A 19,138-nucleotide genomic window follows, 5' to 3' on the forward strand; every position below is an offset into this window, starting at 1 on the left:
TCAGGGTTCGTCTGGGGCCAGGATGCCCAGGGCGGCGGCGATGCCGAACGCACCCGGCAGCGCGCCGTGCGGGAACAGCGTGTTGACATGGCCGAGTTTGCGGCCTTCGCGGGCGGCGGTTTTGCCGTAATGATGCGGGATGAGGCCCTGGGTTGCGACGATCTGTGGCCAGAGCGCGATATCGGCCGGGCCGACCAGGTTTTTCATCACCGCATCGGAATGGCGCACCGCCTGGGGCAGGGCGAGGCCGGCGACGGCGCGGATGTGGAGTTCGAACTGGCTGGCGGGGCAGGCATCGATCGTCCAGTGGCCTGAGTTATGCGGGCGGGGGGCGATTTCGTTGGCGAGGATGCGGCCATCGCGGTCGATGAAGAATTCCACCGCCATCAGCCCGACGAGGGCGAGGTGATCAGCCACGCGCAGCGCCATCGCCTGCGCTTCCTGCCGCAGATCGGGGTCGAACGGGGCGGGGGCCAGGGTGAGATCGAGGATGTGGTCGCGGTGGCGGTTTTCCACAGTGTCGAACGCGGTGTCGGCACCATCGGCGCCGCGCGCCACGATGACGGAGCATTCACAGGCGAAATCGACGAAGCCTTCCAGGATCAGCGGTTTCGGGTTGAGCAGGGCGAAGGCCATTTCGGCTTCACCGGCGGTGCGGATCAGCGCCTGGCCCTTGCCGTCGTAGCCGAGGCGGGTGGTCTTGAGCACGGCGGGCAGGCCGATGGTGGCGATGGCCGCCTGGAGTTGCGCGATCGATTCGACCGGCGCCCAGGGTGCGGTGCGGACGCCGGCGGCGTTGAGGAAGGTTTTTTCGGCGATTCGGTCCTGGCTGATGCGCAGGATATCCGGCCCGGGGCGCACCGGGCGGCGTTCGGCCAGCAGGTCGAGCCCTTCGGCCGAGACGTTTTCGAACTCGAAGGTGATGACATCGACCGATTCGGCAAAGCGGATCAGGGCGGCGTGGTCGTCGTAATCGGCCAGGGTCGTCAGGCTTGCGACCTGTGAGGCCGGGGCATCGGGTTCGGGGGTGAAGATATGGCAGCGATAGCCCAGCCTTGCCGCGGCCATTGCGGACATGCGGCCGAGCTGGCCGCCGCCGACGATGCCGATGGTTGCGTTGGGCGGCAGGGGGAAAGTCATGGTCAGTCTTCCGGCATGTCGGGGACGCGCGCGGTCTGGGCGGCGCGCCAGCCAGCGAGGCGGGCGGCCAGCGCCGGATCGGCCAGGGCGAGGATGGAGGCGGCGAACAAGCCGGCGTTGGTGGCGCCGGGCTTGCCGATCGCGAACGTCGCGACCGGTACGCCGCCGGGCATCTGCACGATCGAATACAGGCTGTCCTGACCGCGCAAGGCATGGGATTCCACCGGTACGCCGAGCACCGGCAGAGTGGTGAGCGCGGCGACCATGCCGGGCAGATGGGCGGCACCGCCGGCGCCGGCGATGATGATGTGCAGGCCGCGCGCCTGGGCCGATTTGGCGTAGGCCACCATGCGTTCGGGCGTGCGATGGGCGGAAATCACGCGGGCTTCGTAGGGAATGGCGAGGTCATCGAGCATGGCGGTGGCGGCTTGCAGGGTCGGCCAGTCCGACCGGCTGCCCATGATGACGCCGACGAGCGGTGGGTTCATGCGATGTTGTCGGGGATCAGGCGGCTTTCGAGCCGCAGGATCTGGTCGCGCAGGAGCAGTTTGCGCTTCTTGAGGCGCTGCACCTGCAACTGATCGATCGCGGCGTGGTCGCCGAGGCGTGCGATGACCGTATCGAGGTCGCGGTGCTCGCTGCGCAACCCATGCAGATGACGGAGCAGATTATCCTTGTCTGTCAGCATGCTCGGTTCCTTAGCACAGGGTCGTATTCAACGCCTATCGCGGTTTTCGGTGCCAAGCCAAGGGGGGTATCGGCGGCGCCTTGCATAAAAGTTTGATGACAAGTGCGGCGCGGCGGGACTAGTCTTGAATGCGGTGTCATCGATCGGGCACCGGACCTTCCACACGTTGGATCAACTCTCGGAAAGGAGTGAATGATGAGCTTGGAAGCGAGACTGGAGTCATTGAAGCAGCGCCACGCCGGCCTCGATGCGCGGATTACCGATGAAGATCGCCGGCCCCGACCAGATGACGACAGTCTCTCACGGCTCAAACTGGAAAAACTCCGTTTGAAGGAAGAAATGGAGCGTCTGCGGACGCGACAGTAAACCGACCGACATCGACCCATCGGCGCGGCCGGGGCGGCTCAACCGCCCCGGCCGTTGCGATGTCAGGCGGCTTCGTCTTCCGCGTGGGCCGGCAGGGGGGCGGGAATCGGCTGACCCTCGCGCATGGCGCGGGTGTTGGCGGCATTGACCGCGTCGTTCAGGTCCGATTGCTTGCACAGGCCGAGGATAACCGGGTCGCGCGGCTTGATGTTGGCGGAGTTCCAGTGGCTGCGCTCGCGCACCTTCTGGATGGTTTCCTTCGTGGTGCCGAGCAGTTTGACGATCGCGGCGTCCTGCACCAGCGGGTAGTTGCGCAGCACGAAGGCGATGGCGTCCGGCCGGTCGATCCGCTTGGCGACGGGTGTGTAGCGGGCACCCTTGCTGCGTTTGGCGCCGGGGTTGGCCGCTTCCAGCACTTTGAGCCGGGCCGTGGGGTCGGCTTCGCAGCGTTTGATCTGTTCGGCGGTGGTCTGTTTGTTCGCGACCGGATCGTAGCCGACGATGCCTTGCGCGACCTCGCCATCCGCGATGGCCTGGATTTCGAGCGGGTGCATGCCGCAGAAATCCGCGATCTGTTCGAAGGTCAGCGCGGTTTTTTCGATCAACCACACGGCGGTGGCTTTCGGCATCAGGGGTAGCGTCATGATCATACCTCAGAGAGAGCGGCAGGCGGCCAAGTTCGTGCCTCGGCGCAGCCGACATACAATAGCCTTTTTGATATGGTGCAGATATGACAGTCTGGTCAAGCCATGCCGGGGTGTTTACGGCGCAGGCCGCCCGTGCGTGGGCGTGTGGAAGGTTTTTCCCTTGCGTTTGTGTGTTCACGGGTAAAGATGACAGGTATGATCGACCCATTCGGCCGCACCATCACGTATTTGAGGATATCTGTCACCGACCGGTGCGATTTCCGCTGTGTCTATTGCATGGCGGAGGATATGAATTTTCTGCCCAAGGGCGATCTGCTGTCGCTCGAGGAGCTGGAACGGCTGGCGACCGCCTTCGTCAGGCTCGGGGTGCGGAAATTGCGGCTGACCGGCGGCGAGCCGCTGGTGCGGCGGGGCGTGATGGCGCTGGTCAACCGGCTGGGGTTGCAGATCGGCGCGAAACCAGGCGAACCGGGGCTGGATGAACTGACCTTGACCACCAACGGCAGCCAGCTGGCGCGCTATGCCGAGGATCTGGCCGCGGCCGGGGTGAGGCGGATCAATGTGAGCATCGATACGCTGGATGCCGCGAAATTCGCGGCGATCACCCGCTGGGGGCGGTTGCCGCAGGTGCTCGACGGGGTGATGGCGGCCAAGGCGGCGGGGTTGAAGGTCAAGATCAACGCGGTCGCGCTGAAGGATGTCAATGAGCATGAGTTCGACGGGATGCTCGATTGGTGCGGGGCGCACGGGTTCGATCTGTGCCTGATCGAGACGATGCCGCTCGGCGAGATCGATGGCGACCGGATGGATCAGTATCTGCCGTTGTCGCTGGTGCGCCAGCGGCTTGCCGCGCATTGGACGCTGACGCCGACCGATTACGTGACCGGCGGGCCGGCGCGGTATTTCGATGTGGCCGAGACCGGCACGCGGCTCGGCTTCATCACCCCGCTCACGCATAATTTCTGCGAAGGGTGCAACCGGGTGCGGCTGACCTGCACGGGGACTTTGTACATGTGCCTGGGCCAGGAGGACGCGGCGGACCTGCGTAGGGTGCTGCGCGGTTCGGATGACGATGCGGTGCTTGCCGATGCGATCCGCGCGGCGATTGCGCGCAAGCCGAAGGGTCATGATTTCGTGATCGACCGGGCGCACAACCGGCCGGCGCTGGCGCGGCATATGAGTGTGACCGGGGGGTAGACGGGCGCGGCTCCCCTTCACCGCGTCTCGTTCGTTTCGATATCGTAATGAAATGCGTACGGGCCGGCGGCGCTTCATGCGGCGGATTTTTCGCAAGCGTCCAGGATGGTCGCGGCGATCCGGCCGGGCGACGGCATGAGCACGGCGCACGCGCGGGGGATGGCTTCGGGCGGCGGCGCGAGGGGGCGCGGTGCGGGCCTGGCCTCGGCTGCGGGTTTGGGGATGGCGAGGATGGCGGGGCGTTCGAGGCCGAGGGCTTCGAACAGGGGGCGGAGGATGCGGCCGATGGCGGGGTTGGTTTCGATCAGCTGAGCCATGGTGGGGTCGGCGAGCAGGTCGCGGAGTTGCTGGGCGGGGTAGGTGACGGCGGCGGGCATGTCCGGTGTACCGGGGAAGACGCGGGGGAGCCAGCCGAAGCCTGCCGGCAGGGATGGGCGTTCGGTGCGGCTGGGTTTGGCTGGGGTGAGGCGTGGGCGGCCTGGGGTGGGGCCGCGCAGGACGGCGCGCGCGAAGCGGGCGGCGATGCCGGTGAGGCGCTGCCAGATGGCGATGATTCTGGCCCCCGGCAGGTGCTGTGCGTGGCCCTGCCGGACGGCGATTTCGGCGAGCATCGCCATGATGAGGGCGAAGCGGTCGAGCAGCGAGAGTGTCAGCGGGGTTGGGATGGGGCGCACCAGGGGAGATAAGCATGGTCGGCGGGGGGTGAGAAAGGAGAATGTCGGGCCGGGTATCGCCGTGCGGGGAGGCGGCGGTTAGCCTGGCGGGGTTGAGCGGCCCTGGCGCAGGCGCGCCGCCTCGCACGCGATCCGGCTTTCGAGCGCGGCGGCCAGGGCTTTGCGGCCCCGGCTGGTATCGGCGGGTGTGCCGAGGACGATGCGGGCCCGCCAGTTGTGGCGGCCGAGCTGGGCGTAGTGCGAGGCGATGTCCATATCGCCATACCAGGCGATGCGCGGGCGGTTGCGCCGGCCGATCGGCAGACCGTCCATCCGGTCGTAGACGATCGTGACGGGTTGGACGATCGGGTTCGAGGGATCGTTGGCCAGAGCGAGGAAGGTGGGGTGGAACTTCATGACGCGCGCGCCGTCGGAGGTGGTGCCTTCGGGGAACAGGATCAGGCTGTCGCCCGCCTGGAGACGGCGCTGCATGTCGTTGCGTTCGCGCCCGGTGTTGCCGTGGCGGCGCGAGACGAAGATGGTGCGGCCGGCCTTGGCGACCAGGTTGATGCCCGGCCAGCGGGCGATTTCGCCCTTGGCGACGAAGCAGCCGGGCAGGACGGCGCCGAGGGCGACGATGTCGACCCAGGAGCTGTGGTTGGCGACGAACAGGACCGGGCGGGCGCCATCGGTGGCGATGGTGCCGGTGACATCGAGTTCGACCCCCAGGATGCGGGCGACGCCCGACCAGTAGAGCAGCGGGATGCGGCGCCTGGCATTGCCGGGCAGGTTGATCAGCACGAGCTGGATGGGCAGGAGCGCCAGCGTCCAGACGATGAAGGCGGCGAGGCGGGCCAGCATGCGGAGCCGGCCCATGCGATCATTGTGTTCGATCAGGGCGCGTCGCCCCGCAGCATGGTGCGCAGATCGGCGATGATCGGGGCGGGATCGACGCCGAGGGTTTCGCGCAGGACATCCGCCCAGTCGCCGACGTCTTCGACGCGGGTGGGGTTGTCGCGCAGGAGTTCGCGCTTGATGAACGGGTAGCCCGACAGCAGCAGGTGACGCCAGAGATCCGAGGTGGGGTTGAGCGGCTTGCGCCGGGCGATGGCGTCGCGCAGGCGCAGGATATGCAGCCAGCGGGTGAGATCGAGCGGGTCGTTGCGCGCGCCGGCGGCGGCATCGCCATCGAGATAGCCGGCCAGCTGCTCGCGCGTGATCTGCTTGGTCAGCATCTCGTAGGGCCAGAGCACGGCGACGCGCAGGCCCGCCTTGATCATCGCCTGGGTCATGCCGATCTCGTATTTGCCGATGACATAGGCTTTCGAGGGTGCGGGGATGACCTGCTGCCAGAATGTGCGGAAGGCGGGCGCGCGGATGGCGCGCGGGCCGAAGGCGACGAAATAGGATTGCAGGTGATAGCGGCGCTGCCAGCTTTCGGTCAAGCCCCAGACATCGGCATCGGCATAGTCGAGCCGGAGCAAGGTCGCTTCCAGCGGGCGGACCGGGCCGAACACGCTGTCGTTGACGATGATGATTTCCTCGGTGTCCGGCTGGGGCAGGTTGAGGGTTTCGATACCGTCGCGCCAGCCGCCGAAATCGTAGCCGATGTTGCGCCGGACCAGCACGCCGGCGCAGAGGGTGAGCAGGCGGGCCTCGGCGTTCGGTTCGATCTTGCCGGCGTTGGTGATGAACACCACCGAGCGGCCGGATTCCGCGAGTTGGGCGATGTAGGTGAACAGCGCCTCGCGCACGCGGCCGCCGCGGTCCCAATGCAGGAACAGCACGATTTTCGGGCCGAGCACGATGCCGGTGGCGGGTTTGCTGACGATGACCTGATGCGGGCTGCGCAGACGGCCCAGCACGCCGGCGACCGCGAGGGTGACGGCGGCGCGGGCGGCGCTGATGCCCAGCCAGACTCGACGTAGAACACTCGCCATCAGCCTGTGTTATCCTTTGAGTTCGAGAGCGAGATCGGCCGGGGCCGCGCCGTAGCGGTCGAGCATGGCGCGGCCGAGTGCGTTGGCTTCGGCGGCGCGGCCGGTCTGATGCAGGGCGATGAGTTCGCCGCGCAGCGATTCCCAGAACAGCGGCGGCGCGGCATCGCCCTGGGCCAGTTCGGCGGCGAAGCCCCGGCGGACCGAGGCGAAGGCGGCCTCGGCGCGGTGGGGCTGCGGCGGGTCCTGCAGATCGAGCACGCCGAGGGCGAAGCCGGCGCTGCGCAGGGCATCGGTCGTCGCTTTGGCGTAGTTGGTGAAATCCGGCTCGATCCGGGGGCGCAGCAGGGCGGCACCGGCGAAATCGCCCCGGTTGACCGCGGTGACGAAGCCGCGCAGGGCGAGGTTTTTGACGCGGACGGGGTCGGCGTGGTCGGCCTCCAGCGCATCGAGCAGGGCGGGGACGGCGGCGGTAGCGTGGTCCTCGATCGCGAAATGCGCCTCGGTCGCGACCAGATCGATCCGGCTGGCGGGGTCGAGCAGGGCGTAATCGATCTGCGCGATCAGGGGGCGGGCTTCATCGAGCCGGCCGAGATGGATCAGGCGGAGGGCGGCCTGGGCGCGGGCATCGGCCTGGGCTTCGGGCGATAATCCGGGCAGTTGGGCGAGCAGGGCGGGGACGGCGGCGGGGTCGCCGGCCACCAGGGTCAGGGCGATCAGGGCGATCGAGGCGTCGATCGCGTCGTCATCGAGCGTGGTGGCGGCCCAGGCGTCGATCGGGGTGGTGGCGCGCAGGGCGGTGGCGTCGTCGTAGCGGCTACGGTTGACCAGGGTGACGAAGGCGCCGAGCGTGATCTGGCGGCGGCGTTCGGCATCGATGGCGATGCCAGCGATGCGGCGGGGGGCTTCGGCGGGATCGCCGGTGACCAGATCGAGGATGGCGAGGCTGATGATCGCATCGCGGCCGGCGGCGTCGTGGGTGGTGCCGGGTTCGGGTGCGGCCAGTTGGGCGATGGCCTGGGTGGTCGCGTAGGTCTGGGCGTCCTGGTAGCGCGCGGCGTTCACCAGGCGGCAGAAGGCGCCGATCAGGATGTCGCGGCGGCGCTGTTCGTCGATTGCGAGTCCGGCGAGGCGGGCGGGCACGTCCATCGGGTCGCCGGTGGCGAGGTCGAGCAGGGCGAGGGCGAGGCGGGCGTTGCGCCCGGCGGTATCGTCGCGCGCGACGGCGCGGCTGACAATGTTTTCGGCGTCCGCCATGACGATCGCCGTCTCGTAGCGGCCGGTATCGACCAAGCGGCAGAAGGCTTCGAGCAGGATGGCGTCGCGCCGGGCGGGGTCGAGCCGGAGCGGGCGGAGCAGGGCGGGGATGGCGGCGGGGTCTGCGGCGCGTTCGATCGCGATGGCGAGGGCGTTGTTGGCATCGGTTGCGGCGGGGCTGTCACCCGCGGTGCAGGCGGCGGTGACCGCGGGGATGTGGGGCAGCGCCTCGGCGAAGCGGGCGCGGTTGACCAGGCGGACGAACCCGCCGCCCAGCAGGGTTGCGTAGGCGGGATCGGCGGGGCCGAGCGCTTCGGCCATGGCGATCGCGCCGAGCGGATCGCCATCCGGTGCCAGGGCGAGCTGGGCGATGACGATTTGGGCGTCGCGCCGGACCGCCTCCGGCAGAGCGGGCGGCGGGGTGGTGAGGTGTTCGCGCGCGAGCAGGTCGCGCGCCAGCGCAATGGCGCCGGCGTTGGTGAGTTCGATGACGCCGCGCCAGACGATGGCGGCGCGTTCCGCGGCGGCGCCCGCGATGGCGTGCAGGGCGGCGAAACGGGGCAGGGCCGCGGCGTCGCCGGTTCGCGCCGCTTCGATCGCGGCTTCGGCGATGCCGCGCCAGGAGAGTTCCTCGGCGAGACCGTCGTTGAGCGAGAGGCGCGCGAGGGCGGCGTGCAGCGTGCCGGCGGCGGCGCTGGCGAGCAGGAACAGCGGGGCGGCGCGCGCGCGTGTGGCGGGATCGGCGCGCAGGCGGCTCGCCTCCGCATAGAGGATCATGCCGAGGTTGAGCGGCATGTGGTCCTTGAGTTCGGCGAGGCTGAGGGGGGCGAAGCCGGGCGGCAGGGTGGTGATCGTGTCGAGATCGAGGCCGAACCGGGTCTGGATGGCGGGCCAGAGCCGGTCGCGCATGGATCTGGCGGCGGGCCAGTCGAGATCGACCGCGGCTTCGAACAGGGCGCGGCCGGCGAAGCCGAGGCCGAGGTCGGTCGTGGCGGGGATCTGTTCGGCGCGGGTGGCGAGATAGGCGCGGAAGCGGCGGCGGCGGGCCGGTTCGTCGTCGATCAGCGCGGCATCGACGGCGGCGCCGGCATAGGCGACCAGGGTGAGGCCGTCGTGGCCCATCACGGCATCGGGGAAGCCGGCGCGGTCGAGCAGGCGGCGCAGGCTGGTCGCGGTCTGGAACACCATGTGGATGCCGGGTGCCAGGAGTTGGACCAGGGCGGCTTCCGGGGTTTCGCGGGTGATCGCGGCGCCATCCGGCGTGGTGAGCAGGAGCAGACCGCCGGGGTTGAGCCGGGCGCGGATGGCGGCGAGCAGATCGGCCGGGGTTTCGACGTGTTCGATGACCTCGGTCGCGGCAATGACGTCCCATAACGCGGGCGCGGGGTCGGCCTGGGGGAAATACCCGTCGTTGATGGTGATGCCGAGATCGGCCGCACCGAGGCGCGCCATCGGCGAGGGATCGATGCCGAGACCCTGCCAGCCGAGCGCGTGGATTGCGAAATCGAGGCCGAAGCCGTAGCCGCAGCCGATTTCGAGGAAGCGGGTGCCGGCGGGGCGGGCGATGCGGCCGATGGTTTCGGTGATCGGCACCAGGCCGGCACCCTGCTGGATGTGGAACTGGTGCCAGCCCCAGTCCATCACATCGGGATCGTGGTAATTCGGCACGTCGAGCGGCGGGTAGAAGCGGGCGGTGCAGGCGGGGCAGGCGAACACCGGCTTGCGGTCGCCGCCTTTCAGTTTCGGCGCGGTCCAGGCGACATCGAGCAGATGCGGCTTTGCGCCCGATGCGCCGCAATTCGGGCAGGGGCGCTCGTAGGGTGGTTGTTCGGTGTCCGGCCAGATGACCCGGATGGCGGGCGGCGGCGGGTCCGGCAGATCCATGGCGCCTTCGCTTCCAGCCGCTGGGTTCAAGCGAACAGGGCCGGCATGCGGGCGCGCAGGGCTTCGGTCAGCTCGTCGCGGCGGGCCCAGAGGGCGTGGTACCAGTCGGTACGGGCACGGATCTGGTAGGCGAGCATGCGGTTGTCGCTGATGTCGGCGCGGGCGGCATCGGCGAGACGCCTGGCAGCCTCGGGGTAGGCGAGCAGGCGGAGCAGCTGCATGCGCAGATGATCGGGGCTGCGGAACAGCAGGCCGTTCTCGCCCTCGCGGATGCTGGCATCGTAGACGGTGGGGCTGGCGAGGGAGACGACGCGCGCGGCACTCGCCTCGATGAATTTCAGATCGGATTTCGCGCGGTTGAACGGGGTGTCGGCGAGCGGCATGAAGCCGATTTCCACGCTGGCCAGGGCATCGCGGTAGGTTGCGTAGTCGCTGGTCGGGATGAAGGTTTTGTTGGTGGTGTCGAGCGCATCGAAGAAGCCGCGATCGTGCAGCACGGTGACGGCGAGGCGGGGGCCGACCGCGCGGAGCACCTCGTTCAGGACCGGCATGTAGGGCGCCCAGTCTTCCTCGCGGTTCAGCGCGCCGAAAAACAGGGTCATGCGCTCGGGGTTGGTGAAGTTGCGCGGGGCGGCGAGCTCGGAGATGGCGTTGGGGAAGACCGCGATTTCGGGGTTGTATTCGGTGAGCACGGCGGCGAGCGCCTCGGTGCTGGTCTGCACCGCGTGGACGGCGGTGAAGGTGAGCAGGTCGGCGGCGGCGACGCCGCGCTGTTCGAGGAAGCCGGGGTGATCGTCGAACTCGGTGACGACGAGGTAGCCGCGCTCGATCAGGCTGCGCACGCGGGCGAGGCCTGGTTCGCCGATCAGCAGCGGGCGGTGCAGCACGGCGATGTGGGGCGCGCCTTCGAGCACGCGGCTGAGCTCGCTTTCGGGCTTGATCGCGGTGATCAGGGAGGGGTCGGTCGCGAGGCCGCGGATCGGGTCGATCACGCGCACATCGGACACGCCGCCGACCGGTGGCAGCATGGTCGCCCCCAGCACGAGGCGGGGACGGGGCTGTTTTTTGGCGCGCCAGATGAACTGGATGGGGGTGGCGCGGTTGCGGTAGTCGTTGGGATCGACGCCGATACTGGCGAGGGCGGGGGCCAGCGCCTCGGTGAAGCGGGCGGCGCCATCGGGATCGGCGGCGCGGGGGCGGACATCGCACAAAGCGAGGCCGGCGCGTTCGAGGGCGGTGCCCATGGTGCGCGGCGTGAACCAGCGCAGGTGGGTGCGGTCGAGCAGGCCGATGTCGTCATAGTCGAACTCGCCCTTGAGCAGGCGATAGGCGATGCTCCAATGCTCGACATTGGGAAAGCAGACCAGCACCGTGCCATCCGGGTTGAGCAGCTCGGCATGGCGGGCGAGGACCGCCCAGGGATCGGCCAGATGTTCGAGGACATCGCCATAGACCAGGCAATCGACACCGCCGGACAGATCGAACGGGAAGGGTTCGGTCTGAACGTCGCAATAGGCGGCTTCGGTGAGGCGGGTTTGCGCCATGGCGATGGAGTCGCGGTCGATATCGACGCCGAGCATGCGCGCTCGGGGATTGCGGCGAAGATAGGCCGCGCCGATCGCGCCGCCGCCGCAGCCGATGTCGATCACGGTGCGGGCGGACAGCGGGATCGCCATGACCAGATCGGGGTTGGCATAGTCGGGATAGGCGCCGACCATCGGCAGACCGTGGGGATCGAGGCGCTCCGGGGTTGTGGTTAGGTCATCCATGGTCATTGATCCTCATCCGTCTCGGGGTCCGCGGTGATGTCGCCGGTGGGCCGGCTGCCGCGACCGACGCCATGATACACGAAACCGGCGGCGCGCATTGCGGCGGGGTCGAAAATATTCCGCAGATCGACGATGACGCGGCCCGGCATCGCCTGGGCGAGGCGGGCTGGGGCGAGGGCGCGGAATTCGTTCCATTCGGTCATCACCACCAGCAGATCGGCACCCGCGATCGCCTGCGCTGCGGTTTCGGCGAACTGGATCGCGGCGGGGAGCAGGGGTTTGGCGGCGGCCATTGCGGCGGGGTCGTAGGCGATGATGGTCGCACCGGTTTCGGCCAGCGCCTCGATGGCGGGAATCGCGGGGGAATCGCGCATGTCATCGGTTTCGGGCTTGAAGGCGAGGCCGAGGATGGCGATGCGCTTGCCGCGCAGCTCGATCGCCGCGGCATCGATGATGCGGCGCCCAAGCCCGGCCTTGCGGGCTTCGTTGACGGCGACGACGGTTTCGGTCAGGCGGCTGGGCGCGCGGGCGTCCTGCGCGATGCGGGCGAGGGCGAGCGTGTCCTTGGGGAAGCAGGAGCCGCCGAAACCGGGACCGGGGTGGAGGAATTTGCGGCCGATCCGCCCGTCGAGCCCCATGCCGCGGGCGACGTCGTGCACGTCGGCGCCGACCGATTCGCAGAGATCGGCCATTTCGTTGATGAACGTCACCTTCATGGCGAGGAAGGCGTTGGCTGCGTATTTGATCAGCTCGGCGGTTTCGAGGCCGGTCATCAGGATGGGGGTCTCGATCAGGTTGAGCGGGCGGTAGAGGGCGCGCAGGACGGTGCGGGCGTGCTCGGTCTCGGCGCCGACCACGACACGGTCGGGGCGCATGAAATCGCCGATCGCGCTGCCTTCGCGCAGGAATTCGGGGTTCGAGGCGACCTCGATCGCGAGATCGGGGCGGAGTTGGGCGGCGAGGGCGGCGAGCTTGCGGCCGGTGCCGACCGGGACGGTGGATTTGGTGACCAGGACGGCCGGATGGTCGAGTGCGCGCAGCACCTGTTCGGCGGCGGCGAAGACATAGGTGAGGTCCGCATGGCCGCCGCCACGGCGCGAGGGCGTGCCGACCGCGATGAAGACGGCTTCGGCACCGGCGATCGCTTCGGGCAGGGCGCCGGTGAAGCCGAGGCGGCCGGCGGCGCGGTTGCTGGCGACCAGGGCATCCAGGCCTGGTTCGTAGATCGGCATCTCGCCGGCCAGCAGGCGGGTCAGGCGGGAAGGGTCGGTTTCCGCCACCGCAACCTCGACACCGAACTCGGCGAAACAGGCGGCTGAGACCAGACCGACATAGCCGCCACCAATGATCGCGATTTTCAAGCCGGGGTTACTCCTTGGGTACGAGGGACGGGGTGGGGCGAGCGGGCGGGGTTGTTTGGACGTGTCGGAAAAGCGGAGGATCGAAGCGTGTTCTGGCAACCTCCATCCCCGGTTGCAAGAGGCCCGATTTCGATCGGCTTGGGTACTGGTTTGAGACGTGTTGCCGCTGTGCGGTGATGCTCAATTTTCGATGTTTTCACGAGATCGTGATTATAAAATGAGCATCGCACTGTAACAATGTGTCAAAATTCATCGGTTGAAACCGGCGGGCGGGTCATTTAGGGCAGGAACGATGAGAGAACCCGGCGCCCCGCACAGGCGTGCCGCAGACATGCGGCAGACGGCCATGAGCGTGATCGCGCTGACGAGCGCGCCCCTGGTGCTGCGCCTTTCGCTCGGGCGATGGCCCAGCGACAGCGAGCGGCAAGCGTTCCGGCGCGGCTTCACGGATCGCGCCGCACGATTGCCCGCACTGGTGCGGGCGCTCAGTTCAGTCGGCGATGTGTGCAATCTGATGGGCTACGCCATGCGGGCCCGACGCGGCACCGCGCTGCCACCGCTGTCGCCCCTGCAAGGTGACATCCTGACCGTCTGGACCGGACCCAAACTCGGGTTTCTGCACCTTGAGAAATGCGGCGGACTCGCCGTGATGCGCTGGCTCGCGCCGCAGTTTCACCCCGAACAGATCGACCCCGACCCGCTGCGCGCGGTGCCGCCGCAGAATTTCTATCGCGCACCCGCCGGCATCGGCCGTGAAAAAGCACGATACGCCTTGCTCTGGGGCCATTTCGATCTGCCGGCCCTCGAACGGATCGACCGCGACCGGTTCCTGTTCACCTTCCTGCGCGAACCCCGGGCACGGCTCGTCTCGATCTATCATTTCTGGCGGAGCGTGCGGCCGGATGTGATCGGCGATGTCGAAAACGACCCGTTGATGGGCGCGGCGCACCGGCACGACCTGCTCGGGTTCCTGCGCGATCCGGAACCCTCGCTCCGCGATTACCTCGATAATTTCTACACCAGACGATTGACCGGTCGCTACACGACCGGCGCCACAATCGATCCACTCACGACCAATCCCGCAGACTCGCTCGCCGCCGCACAAAACGCACTCGCGCGGCTCGACTTCGTCGGCATCACCGAAACAATGGACGGCTCCGTGCACCAACTCGCCAGGCTGATCGGCGCCCGACCGCCCGACCGTCCCGTGCGCGGCAACATCACCGCCGAAAATCACATCGAATCGGTCGATGTTTTCCGCAAGGCCGAACAAACCCCCATAACCCCCGAAATCCAGGCCGAACTCGACCGCCTCACCACACTCGATCGCACCCTCTACGCCAGAACCCTCGCACGACACCGCACCCCACAGGCACTGGCCGCAGAGTGACCACCGGGGGTTGCGCGGGTGGGAGTGCTTCTAGCAAGCAAGGCGGGGGGCTTTGCCCCCTCGACCCCCACTAAGGGCTTAGCCCTTAGAACCCGCTAGTTTTAGGCAAGGGGAGGGCGCTGCCTCGGATTTTCCGTCGATCTGGCCTGTGTCGCCCTCCCCTTGCCTAAAACTAATGGATTTTAAAGGCTCCGCCTTTAACGGGGTCCAGGGGCAGAGCCCCTGGCCCTGCTTGCTAAAAAGTGCCCCCTACACGCGAAACCCGCCAGTGATCGCTTTGTGACCGTGCTTGCGGGGGTGGGTGATCTGGGCGACGATGGGGGATGGTTGCGCGGGCGCTGGTTCTTGATCCTGACATGGTTTTGCGGGCTTATCGGCTGGGGATGTTTCCGATGGCGGAGACGCGGCAGTCGCGGAGTTTGCATTTTCTGGACCCGGAGCGTCGTGGGGTATTGCCGTTGGGTGGGTTTCATGTGCCGCGGCGGCTGTTTCGGACGATCAGGACGACGCGGCTGGAGGTGGTGGCGAACCGGGATTTTCGTGGGTTGATCGCATTGTGTGCGGCGGCGCGGGCGGTGCGGCCGGAGACGTGGATCAACCGCGAGATCGAGCGGTTGTTCGTGGCGTTGCATGATCTGGGCCATGCGCACAGTGTTGAGGTGTGGGATGGGGCGACGCTGGTGGGTGGGCTGTATGGGCTGGCGATCGGCGGGGCGTTTTTTGGCGAGAGCATGGTCTCGCTGGTGCGTGATGCGTCGAAGATTGCTTTGGCGCATCTGGTGGCGCGGTTGCGGCTATGTGGGTTCAGTTTGCTGGATACGCAGTTTCTGACGGAGCATCTGGCGCGGTTCGGGGCGCGTGAGGTGTCGCGGGCGGCGTATCATGGGATGTTGGCGGAGGCGGTGGCGCGGCCGGTGGCTTGGGTGACCGACCTGGATGCTGCCACAATTCTTGCGGATATCGGTGCCATGCTGGCACGTGATCATGATCGGGAAGATGGCGTTTGATGAAGAGAATGCGGCGTTTTGCGTCCGGGTTGGCGGTGATGGGGCTGGTTGTGGCCGCAGGCTGCGGTTTGGCGCGGGCGGCGGTGCCGCGGCTGTTGCCGGACCATGATGTGATGGGGGTGTACCGGGTCAGCCAGCCGGGGCGGGCGGACCAGACGTGGCGGGTGCGGTATCGGGCGGCGGATCGGATGTTGCGGGCGGTGAGTGTGGCGGGCCAGGCGAGCGGGGTGACGGTGTTGCTCGATCTGGCATCCGGTTCGGCGCATGTGGTGGTGCCGCAGATGCATGCGGTGGTGGCGGTGCCGGGGTTATCGGGGCTCATTCACAAGGTGCTCGATGAGAACGGCGCGCATTTCACGCCGTTGGGCCAGGCGCGGATCGCGGGGGAGGCGTGTACGCGGTATCTGGTGCTGAAGCGCAAGGGCGATGGGTCGGCGTGCATTACCGAGGGGGGTGTGGTGCTGGCGGCGACCGGCAAGGACGCCCGTGGATCGATGAGCGTGACGGCGCTGCAGGTTGCCGATGCGCCGCAACCGCCGGGTGATTTCGTGGTGCCCGAGGGGTATTCGAGCATTTCGCTGCCACCGCAGATGCTGGCGCAGTTGCTGGGCGGTTGAAAGCCGGGCTGGTTGTGCCTGGGTGAGGGTTACCCTTGCGCCGATCTGGAAGTTGCGTCATGAGATAATCCTATCAATGGGTTCGGCGCGAGACTTGAGCCAAGTCGGTGTTGCTCCCTGATCCTCCCCTTCTATCCAGGCGGTATTGGCAGCGGGATAGTTTTAACCACCCAGGGTTGCGTTGATGTTTCCGGCGCCGCCCCACGAGATAAGGACCGATGCACGCGCTTTTTGTCGCTTTTTCTCAAACGACGCCCTGTTCACGGGTGTTTGTTGCGACCAGCGCCCCGGCCCTTCGCCATGATTGACGTTTTTATTCTTTACTTCACACCCAATCACCCGCGCCTGCACGCTGGCGACCGTATGGTCCCGCCGCTGGCGCGCAGGAGTTCATGTTTCGATGACCAAAACGATGCTGATCGATGCCAGCCACGCGGAAGAAACCCGCGTGGTGGTGCTGGATAACAATCGACTCGATGATTTCGATATCGAGACTGCCGACAAGAAGCAGATCAAGGGCAATATCTATCTTGCCAAGGTGATCCGGGTCGAGCCGAGCCTGCAGGCCGCTTTTGTCGAATATGGCGGCAATCGCCACGGGTTTCTGGCCTTTGCCGAGATCCATCCCGATTATTATCAGATCCCGGTCGCCGACCGGCAGAAGCTGCTGGCGATGGAGGCCGAGGAGGCGCGCCGGCGCAGCGAGGCTGAGGATGCCGAGGATGCGCGGGCCGGTGCGCCGCGCGCGCAGGCGCTGGAGGCCGGGCGGGCCGGGGTGATTGCGGAGATCCCGATCGGGGATGCGCCGCCGGCGATGATCGATGCGGCGACGGCGGATGACGCGCCGGACCCGGGTGAGGGCGAGGGTGACCGGATCGAGGATCATGCCGAGCCGGCGCATGTTTCAGGGGCGGCCGCCGCGATCGAGGCGGAGCTTGCGAGCAACGGGCCGCCGCCGGAGGATGGCGAGGTGACGCCGGCCGCGCCGCCCGAGCAGGTTGGCGGCGGTGACGACGGTGCCGATGAGGCGCGCGAGCGGCGCCGGATGCGGGCGTTGCGGTCTTACAAGATCCAGGAGGTGATCCATCGCCGCCAGATCATTCTGGTCCAGGTGGTGAAGGAGGAGCGCGGCTCGAAGGGTGCGGCGCTGACCACGTATATTTCGCTGGCCGGGCGGTTTTCGGTGCTGATGCCCAATTCGCCGAACGGGGGCGGGGTTTCACGCAAGATTACCTCGGTCGCGGATCGTCGCCGCCTGAAGGAGGTGATGGCCGAGCTCGATATTCCCGACGGCATGGGCATGATCGTGCGCACCGCCGGGGCGGCGCGGCCGAAACCGGAGATCAAGCGCGATTGCGAATATCTGCTGCGGTTATGGGACGATATCCGGGAAAAGACGCTTGCCTCGATCGCGCCGGCGCTGGTGTATGAGGAAGCGACGCTGATCAAGCGGACGATCCGCGATGTGTATACCCGCGATGTCGATACGCTGCTGATCGAGGGTGAGGAGGGGTATCGGACGGCGCGGGAGTTCATGCGCATGCTGATGCCGACGGCGGTGAAGAAGGTGGTGCAGTGGAACGACCGCCAGCCGCTGTATGCGAAATATCAGGTGGAGCAGATGCTCGACCAGATGTTTCAGCCCACCGTGCAGCTGCGCTCGGGCGGGTATCTGGTGATCAACCAGACCGAAGCGCTGGTGGCGATCGATGTGAATTCGGGGCGGGCGACGCGCGAGCGGAATATCGAGGATACCGCGCTGCGCACGAATATGGAGGCCGCCGAGGAGGTGGCGCGGCAGTTGCGGCTGCGGGATCTGGCCGGGCTGATCGTGATCGATTTCATCGACATGGAAGTGCGGCGCAACAATGCGATGGTCGAGCGCAAGCTCAAGGATGCGCTGAAGAACGACCGGGCGCGGATTCAGGTGGGCTCGATCAGCCATTTCGGGCTGATGGAGATGAGCCGACAGCGGCTGCGGCCTTCGATTTCCGAGACCATGCTGATCCCGTGCCCGCATTGTGCGGGCGTTGGCCACATCAGAAGTACGGCGAGCACGGCGCTCGCCGTGTTGCGCGCGATCGAGGACGAGGCGGCGCGGCAGGCGGCGGAGATTGTGGTGCATCTGGCGCCGGAAGTGGCGCTGTATATTTTCAACCATAAGCGCGCGCAGCTCGCGGCGACCGAAACCCGGTTCGACATGGTGGTGCGGTTTGCCGCCGACGGGCTGGTGCCGGCGGAGTTCAAGGTCGAGACGTTGCGCACCCAGGCGGTGCGGCCGGTCGAGGCGCCGGTGATGCGCCCGGCTGATCCGGTGGTGAGCGCGCGTGACGATGAGGAAGACGCGGCGGACGAGGGCGACGAGGAGACCATGCGCGAGCCGGTTGCGGGGCATGGCGGCCCGGCGGGCGATGCCAAAACGGCGGACGAGGCGGAGCGGGGCCGGCGGCGGCGGCGGCGGCGGCGGCGGGGTGGTCGGCGGGACGAGGCGGCGCCGGCACCCGGTGCCGAGCAGCCGGACGTGCCGGAGTTGCCCGACGAGTTCGCGGCGAGGCTGGGTCAGCCGGTCGCACCGCGGGCCGAGCCGGTTGGCGAGGCTGATGGTGTTGCGGTGACCGGCGACGAGGATCGGGCGGTTGCGGCTTCGGTGCCTGAGGCGGTGGTGCCGGAGACGGGGATTGCAGCGGCGGGCGCGATGGTGGCTGAGGGTTCGGCCGATGCGCCGGCCGGTCCGGAACCGGTGCTGGCGGATGCGGCGCCGGTGGCTGAGAAGCCGAAGCGCCGGCCGCCGCGCCGGCGCCGGGCTTCGGGCGAGGGCGAGGCTGCTGCGGCGCCGGCACCGGTGTTGCCGGTGTTTACCGATATCGCCGATATTTTCGAGGCGGCGGAGCAGGCCGAGGCGCGGGTGGTCAAGCCCCGGCGGGCACCGCGGGCCGCGGCAAAGACGGTCGTGCAGGAATCGCTGATCGCGGCGGCACCGGAGGCGCGTTCGGATCAGGGGTCCGACCCTGGTCCGGAACCGACCCCGGCGCCGGCGCCGGCACCGGTGCGTGAGCCGGAACCGGTGCCGATGCCGGCGCCTGAACCCGTGCATGAGCCGGAACCGGCACCTGAACCGGTCAAGGCGGCTGTGGTGAAACCGGTGCTGGTCGATGCGGTCGAGCCGCAGGCGGCGCCGAAGCGGGGCTGGTGGAAGCGCGGCTGAGCCGCCTTGTGCTGACGCGA

Annotated in this window: 16 protein-coding genes; 6 read left to right on the forward strand and 10 right to left on the reverse strand. The window is 67.8% G+C overall.

Going from position 1 to position 19,138, the window contains the following annotated elements; all coding sequences use genetic code 11:
- Genes AruPA_RS05135 through AruPA_RS05145 form a run of 3 tightly spaced genes read right to left on the reverse strand, consistent with a single transcriptional unit; the run spans position 1 to position 1,828 of the window.
- Positions 1-1,140 carry a 5-(carboxyamino)imidazole ribonucleotide synthase gene (locus tag AruPA_RS05135; protein WP_265635570.1) on the reverse strand — a complete coding sequence of 380 codons (1,140 nt, stop codon included), beginning with the start codon at positions 1,138-1,140 and terminating at the stop codon, positions 1-3.
- A 2-nt stretch (positions 1,141-1,142) separates the two neighbouring features.
- A complete protein-coding gene (gene purE, locus AruPA_RS05140) occupies positions 1,143-1,628 on the reverse strand; it encodes a 5-(carboxyamino)imidazole ribonucleotide mutase (RefSeq protein ID WP_265635571.1) in 486 nt (161 codons plus the stop codon).
- Positions 1,625-1,828, reverse strand: a complete 204-nt coding sequence (locus AruPA_RS05145) for a YdcH family protein (protein ID WP_029310831.1) — start codon at positions 1,826-1,828, stop codon at positions 1,625-1,627. Before AruPA_RS05145 ends, purE begins: the two co-directional genes overlap by 4 nt.
- A 195-nt stretch (positions 1,829-2,023) precedes the next feature.
- Here AruPA_RS05145 and AruPA_RS05150 point away from each other — a divergent pair, with 195 nt between their 5' ends.
- Positions 2,024-2,194, forward strand: coding sequence for a YdcH family protein (locus AruPA_RS05150; protein WP_265635572.1), 171 nt, complete (start codon positions 2,024-2,026; stop codon positions 2,192-2,194).
- A gap of 62 nt (positions 2,195-2,256) precedes the next feature.
- Here the strand turns inward: AruPA_RS05150 and AruPA_RS05155 are convergent, their stop codons facing one another.
- Positions 2,257-2,841, reverse strand: a complete 585-nt coding sequence (locus AruPA_RS05155; protein ID WP_265635763.1) for a DUF1013 domain-containing protein — start codon at positions 2,839-2,841, stop codon at positions 2,257-2,259.
- 195 nt (positions 2,842-3,036) lie between these two features.
- Here AruPA_RS05155 and moaA point away from each other — a divergent pair, with 195 nt between their 5' ends.
- Entirely contained in the window at positions 3,037-4,038 is a 1,002-nt protein-coding gene (moaA, locus tag AruPA_RS05160; RefSeq protein ID WP_265635573.1) for a GTP 3',8-cyclase MoaA, read from the forward strand.
- A 74-nt stretch (positions 4,039-4,112) separates the two neighbouring features.
- Here moaA and AruPA_RS05165 read toward each other — a convergent pair whose 3' ends face one another.
- The 6 genes from AruPA_RS05165 to AruPA_RS05190 form a co-directional block, all read right to left on the reverse strand.
- Positions 4,113-4,712 carry a hypothetical protein gene (locus AruPA_RS05165; RefSeq protein WP_265635574.1) on the reverse strand — a complete coding sequence of 200 codons (600 nt, stop codon included), beginning with the start codon at positions 4,710-4,712 and terminating at the stop codon, positions 4,113-4,115.
- 78 nt (positions 4,713-4,790) lie between these two features.
- Positions 4,791-5,567, reverse strand: coding sequence for a 1-acyl-sn-glycerol-3-phosphate acyltransferase (locus tag AruPA_RS05170; protein ID WP_265635575.1), 777 nt, complete (start codon positions 5,565-5,567; stop codon positions 4,791-4,793).
- 17 nt (positions 5,568-5,584) lie between these two features.
- Positions 5,585-6,631: a rhamnan synthesis F family protein gene (locus AruPA_RS05175; protein WP_265635576.1), complete on the reverse strand. Its 1,047-nt coding sequence runs from the start codon at positions 6,629-6,631 to the stop codon at positions 5,585-5,587.
- Between the two features lie 9 nt (positions 6,632-6,640).
- Positions 6,641-9,769, reverse strand: coding sequence for a class I SAM-dependent methyltransferase (locus tag AruPA_RS05180; protein ID WP_265635577.1), 3,129 nt, complete (start codon positions 9,767-9,769; stop codon positions 6,641-6,643).
- Between the two features lie 26 nt (positions 9,770-9,795).
- Entirely contained in the window at positions 9,796-11,538 is a 1,743-nt protein-coding gene (locus AruPA_RS05185) for a methyltransferase domain-containing protein (protein WP_265635578.1), read from the reverse strand.
- 2 nt (positions 11,539-11,540) lie between these two features.
- Entirely contained in the window at positions 11,541-12,899 is a 1,359-nt protein-coding gene (locus AruPA_RS05190) for a UDP-glucose/GDP-mannose dehydrogenase family protein (protein ID WP_265635579.1), read from the reverse strand.
- Between the two features lie 331 nt (positions 12,900-13,230).
- Here AruPA_RS05190 and AruPA_RS05195 point away from each other — a divergent pair, with 331 nt between their 5' ends.
- The 4 genes from AruPA_RS05195 to AruPA_RS05210 all read left to right on the forward strand — a co-directional run bounded on the left by AruPA_RS05195 (position 13,231) and on the right by AruPA_RS05210 (position 19,118).
- A complete protein-coding gene (locus tag AruPA_RS05195) occupies positions 13,231-14,289 on the forward strand; it encodes a hypothetical protein (protein WP_265635580.1) in 1,059 nt (352 codons plus the stop codon).
- A gap of 356 nt (positions 14,290-14,645) precedes the next feature.
- Positions 14,646-15,296: a leucyl/phenylalanyl-tRNA--protein transferase gene (gene aat, locus AruPA_RS05200; protein WP_265635581.1), complete on the forward strand. Its 651-nt coding sequence runs from the start codon at positions 14,646-14,648 to the stop codon at positions 15,294-15,296.
- Between the two features lie 8 nt (positions 15,297-15,304).
- Positions 15,305-15,913, forward strand: a complete 609-nt coding sequence (locus AruPA_RS05205) for a hypothetical protein (RefSeq protein ID WP_265635582.1) — start codon at positions 15,305-15,307, stop codon at positions 15,911-15,913.
- Positions 15,914-16,313: 400 nt separating this feature from the next.
- On the forward strand, positions 16,314-19,118 hold the full coding sequence (locus AruPA_RS05210; protein ID WP_265635583.1) for a ribonuclease E/G: 2,805 nt from the start codon (positions 16,314-16,316) through the stop codon (positions 19,116-19,118).
- The last annotated feature ends 20 nt before the right edge of the window (positions 19,119-19,138 follow it).

The sequence above is a fragment of the Acidiphilium sp. PA genome, from assembly GCF_026191915.1.
In the GTDB taxonomy this organism is placed as follows: Bacteria; Pseudomonadota; Alphaproteobacteria; order Acetobacterales; family Acetobacteraceae; genus Acidiphilium.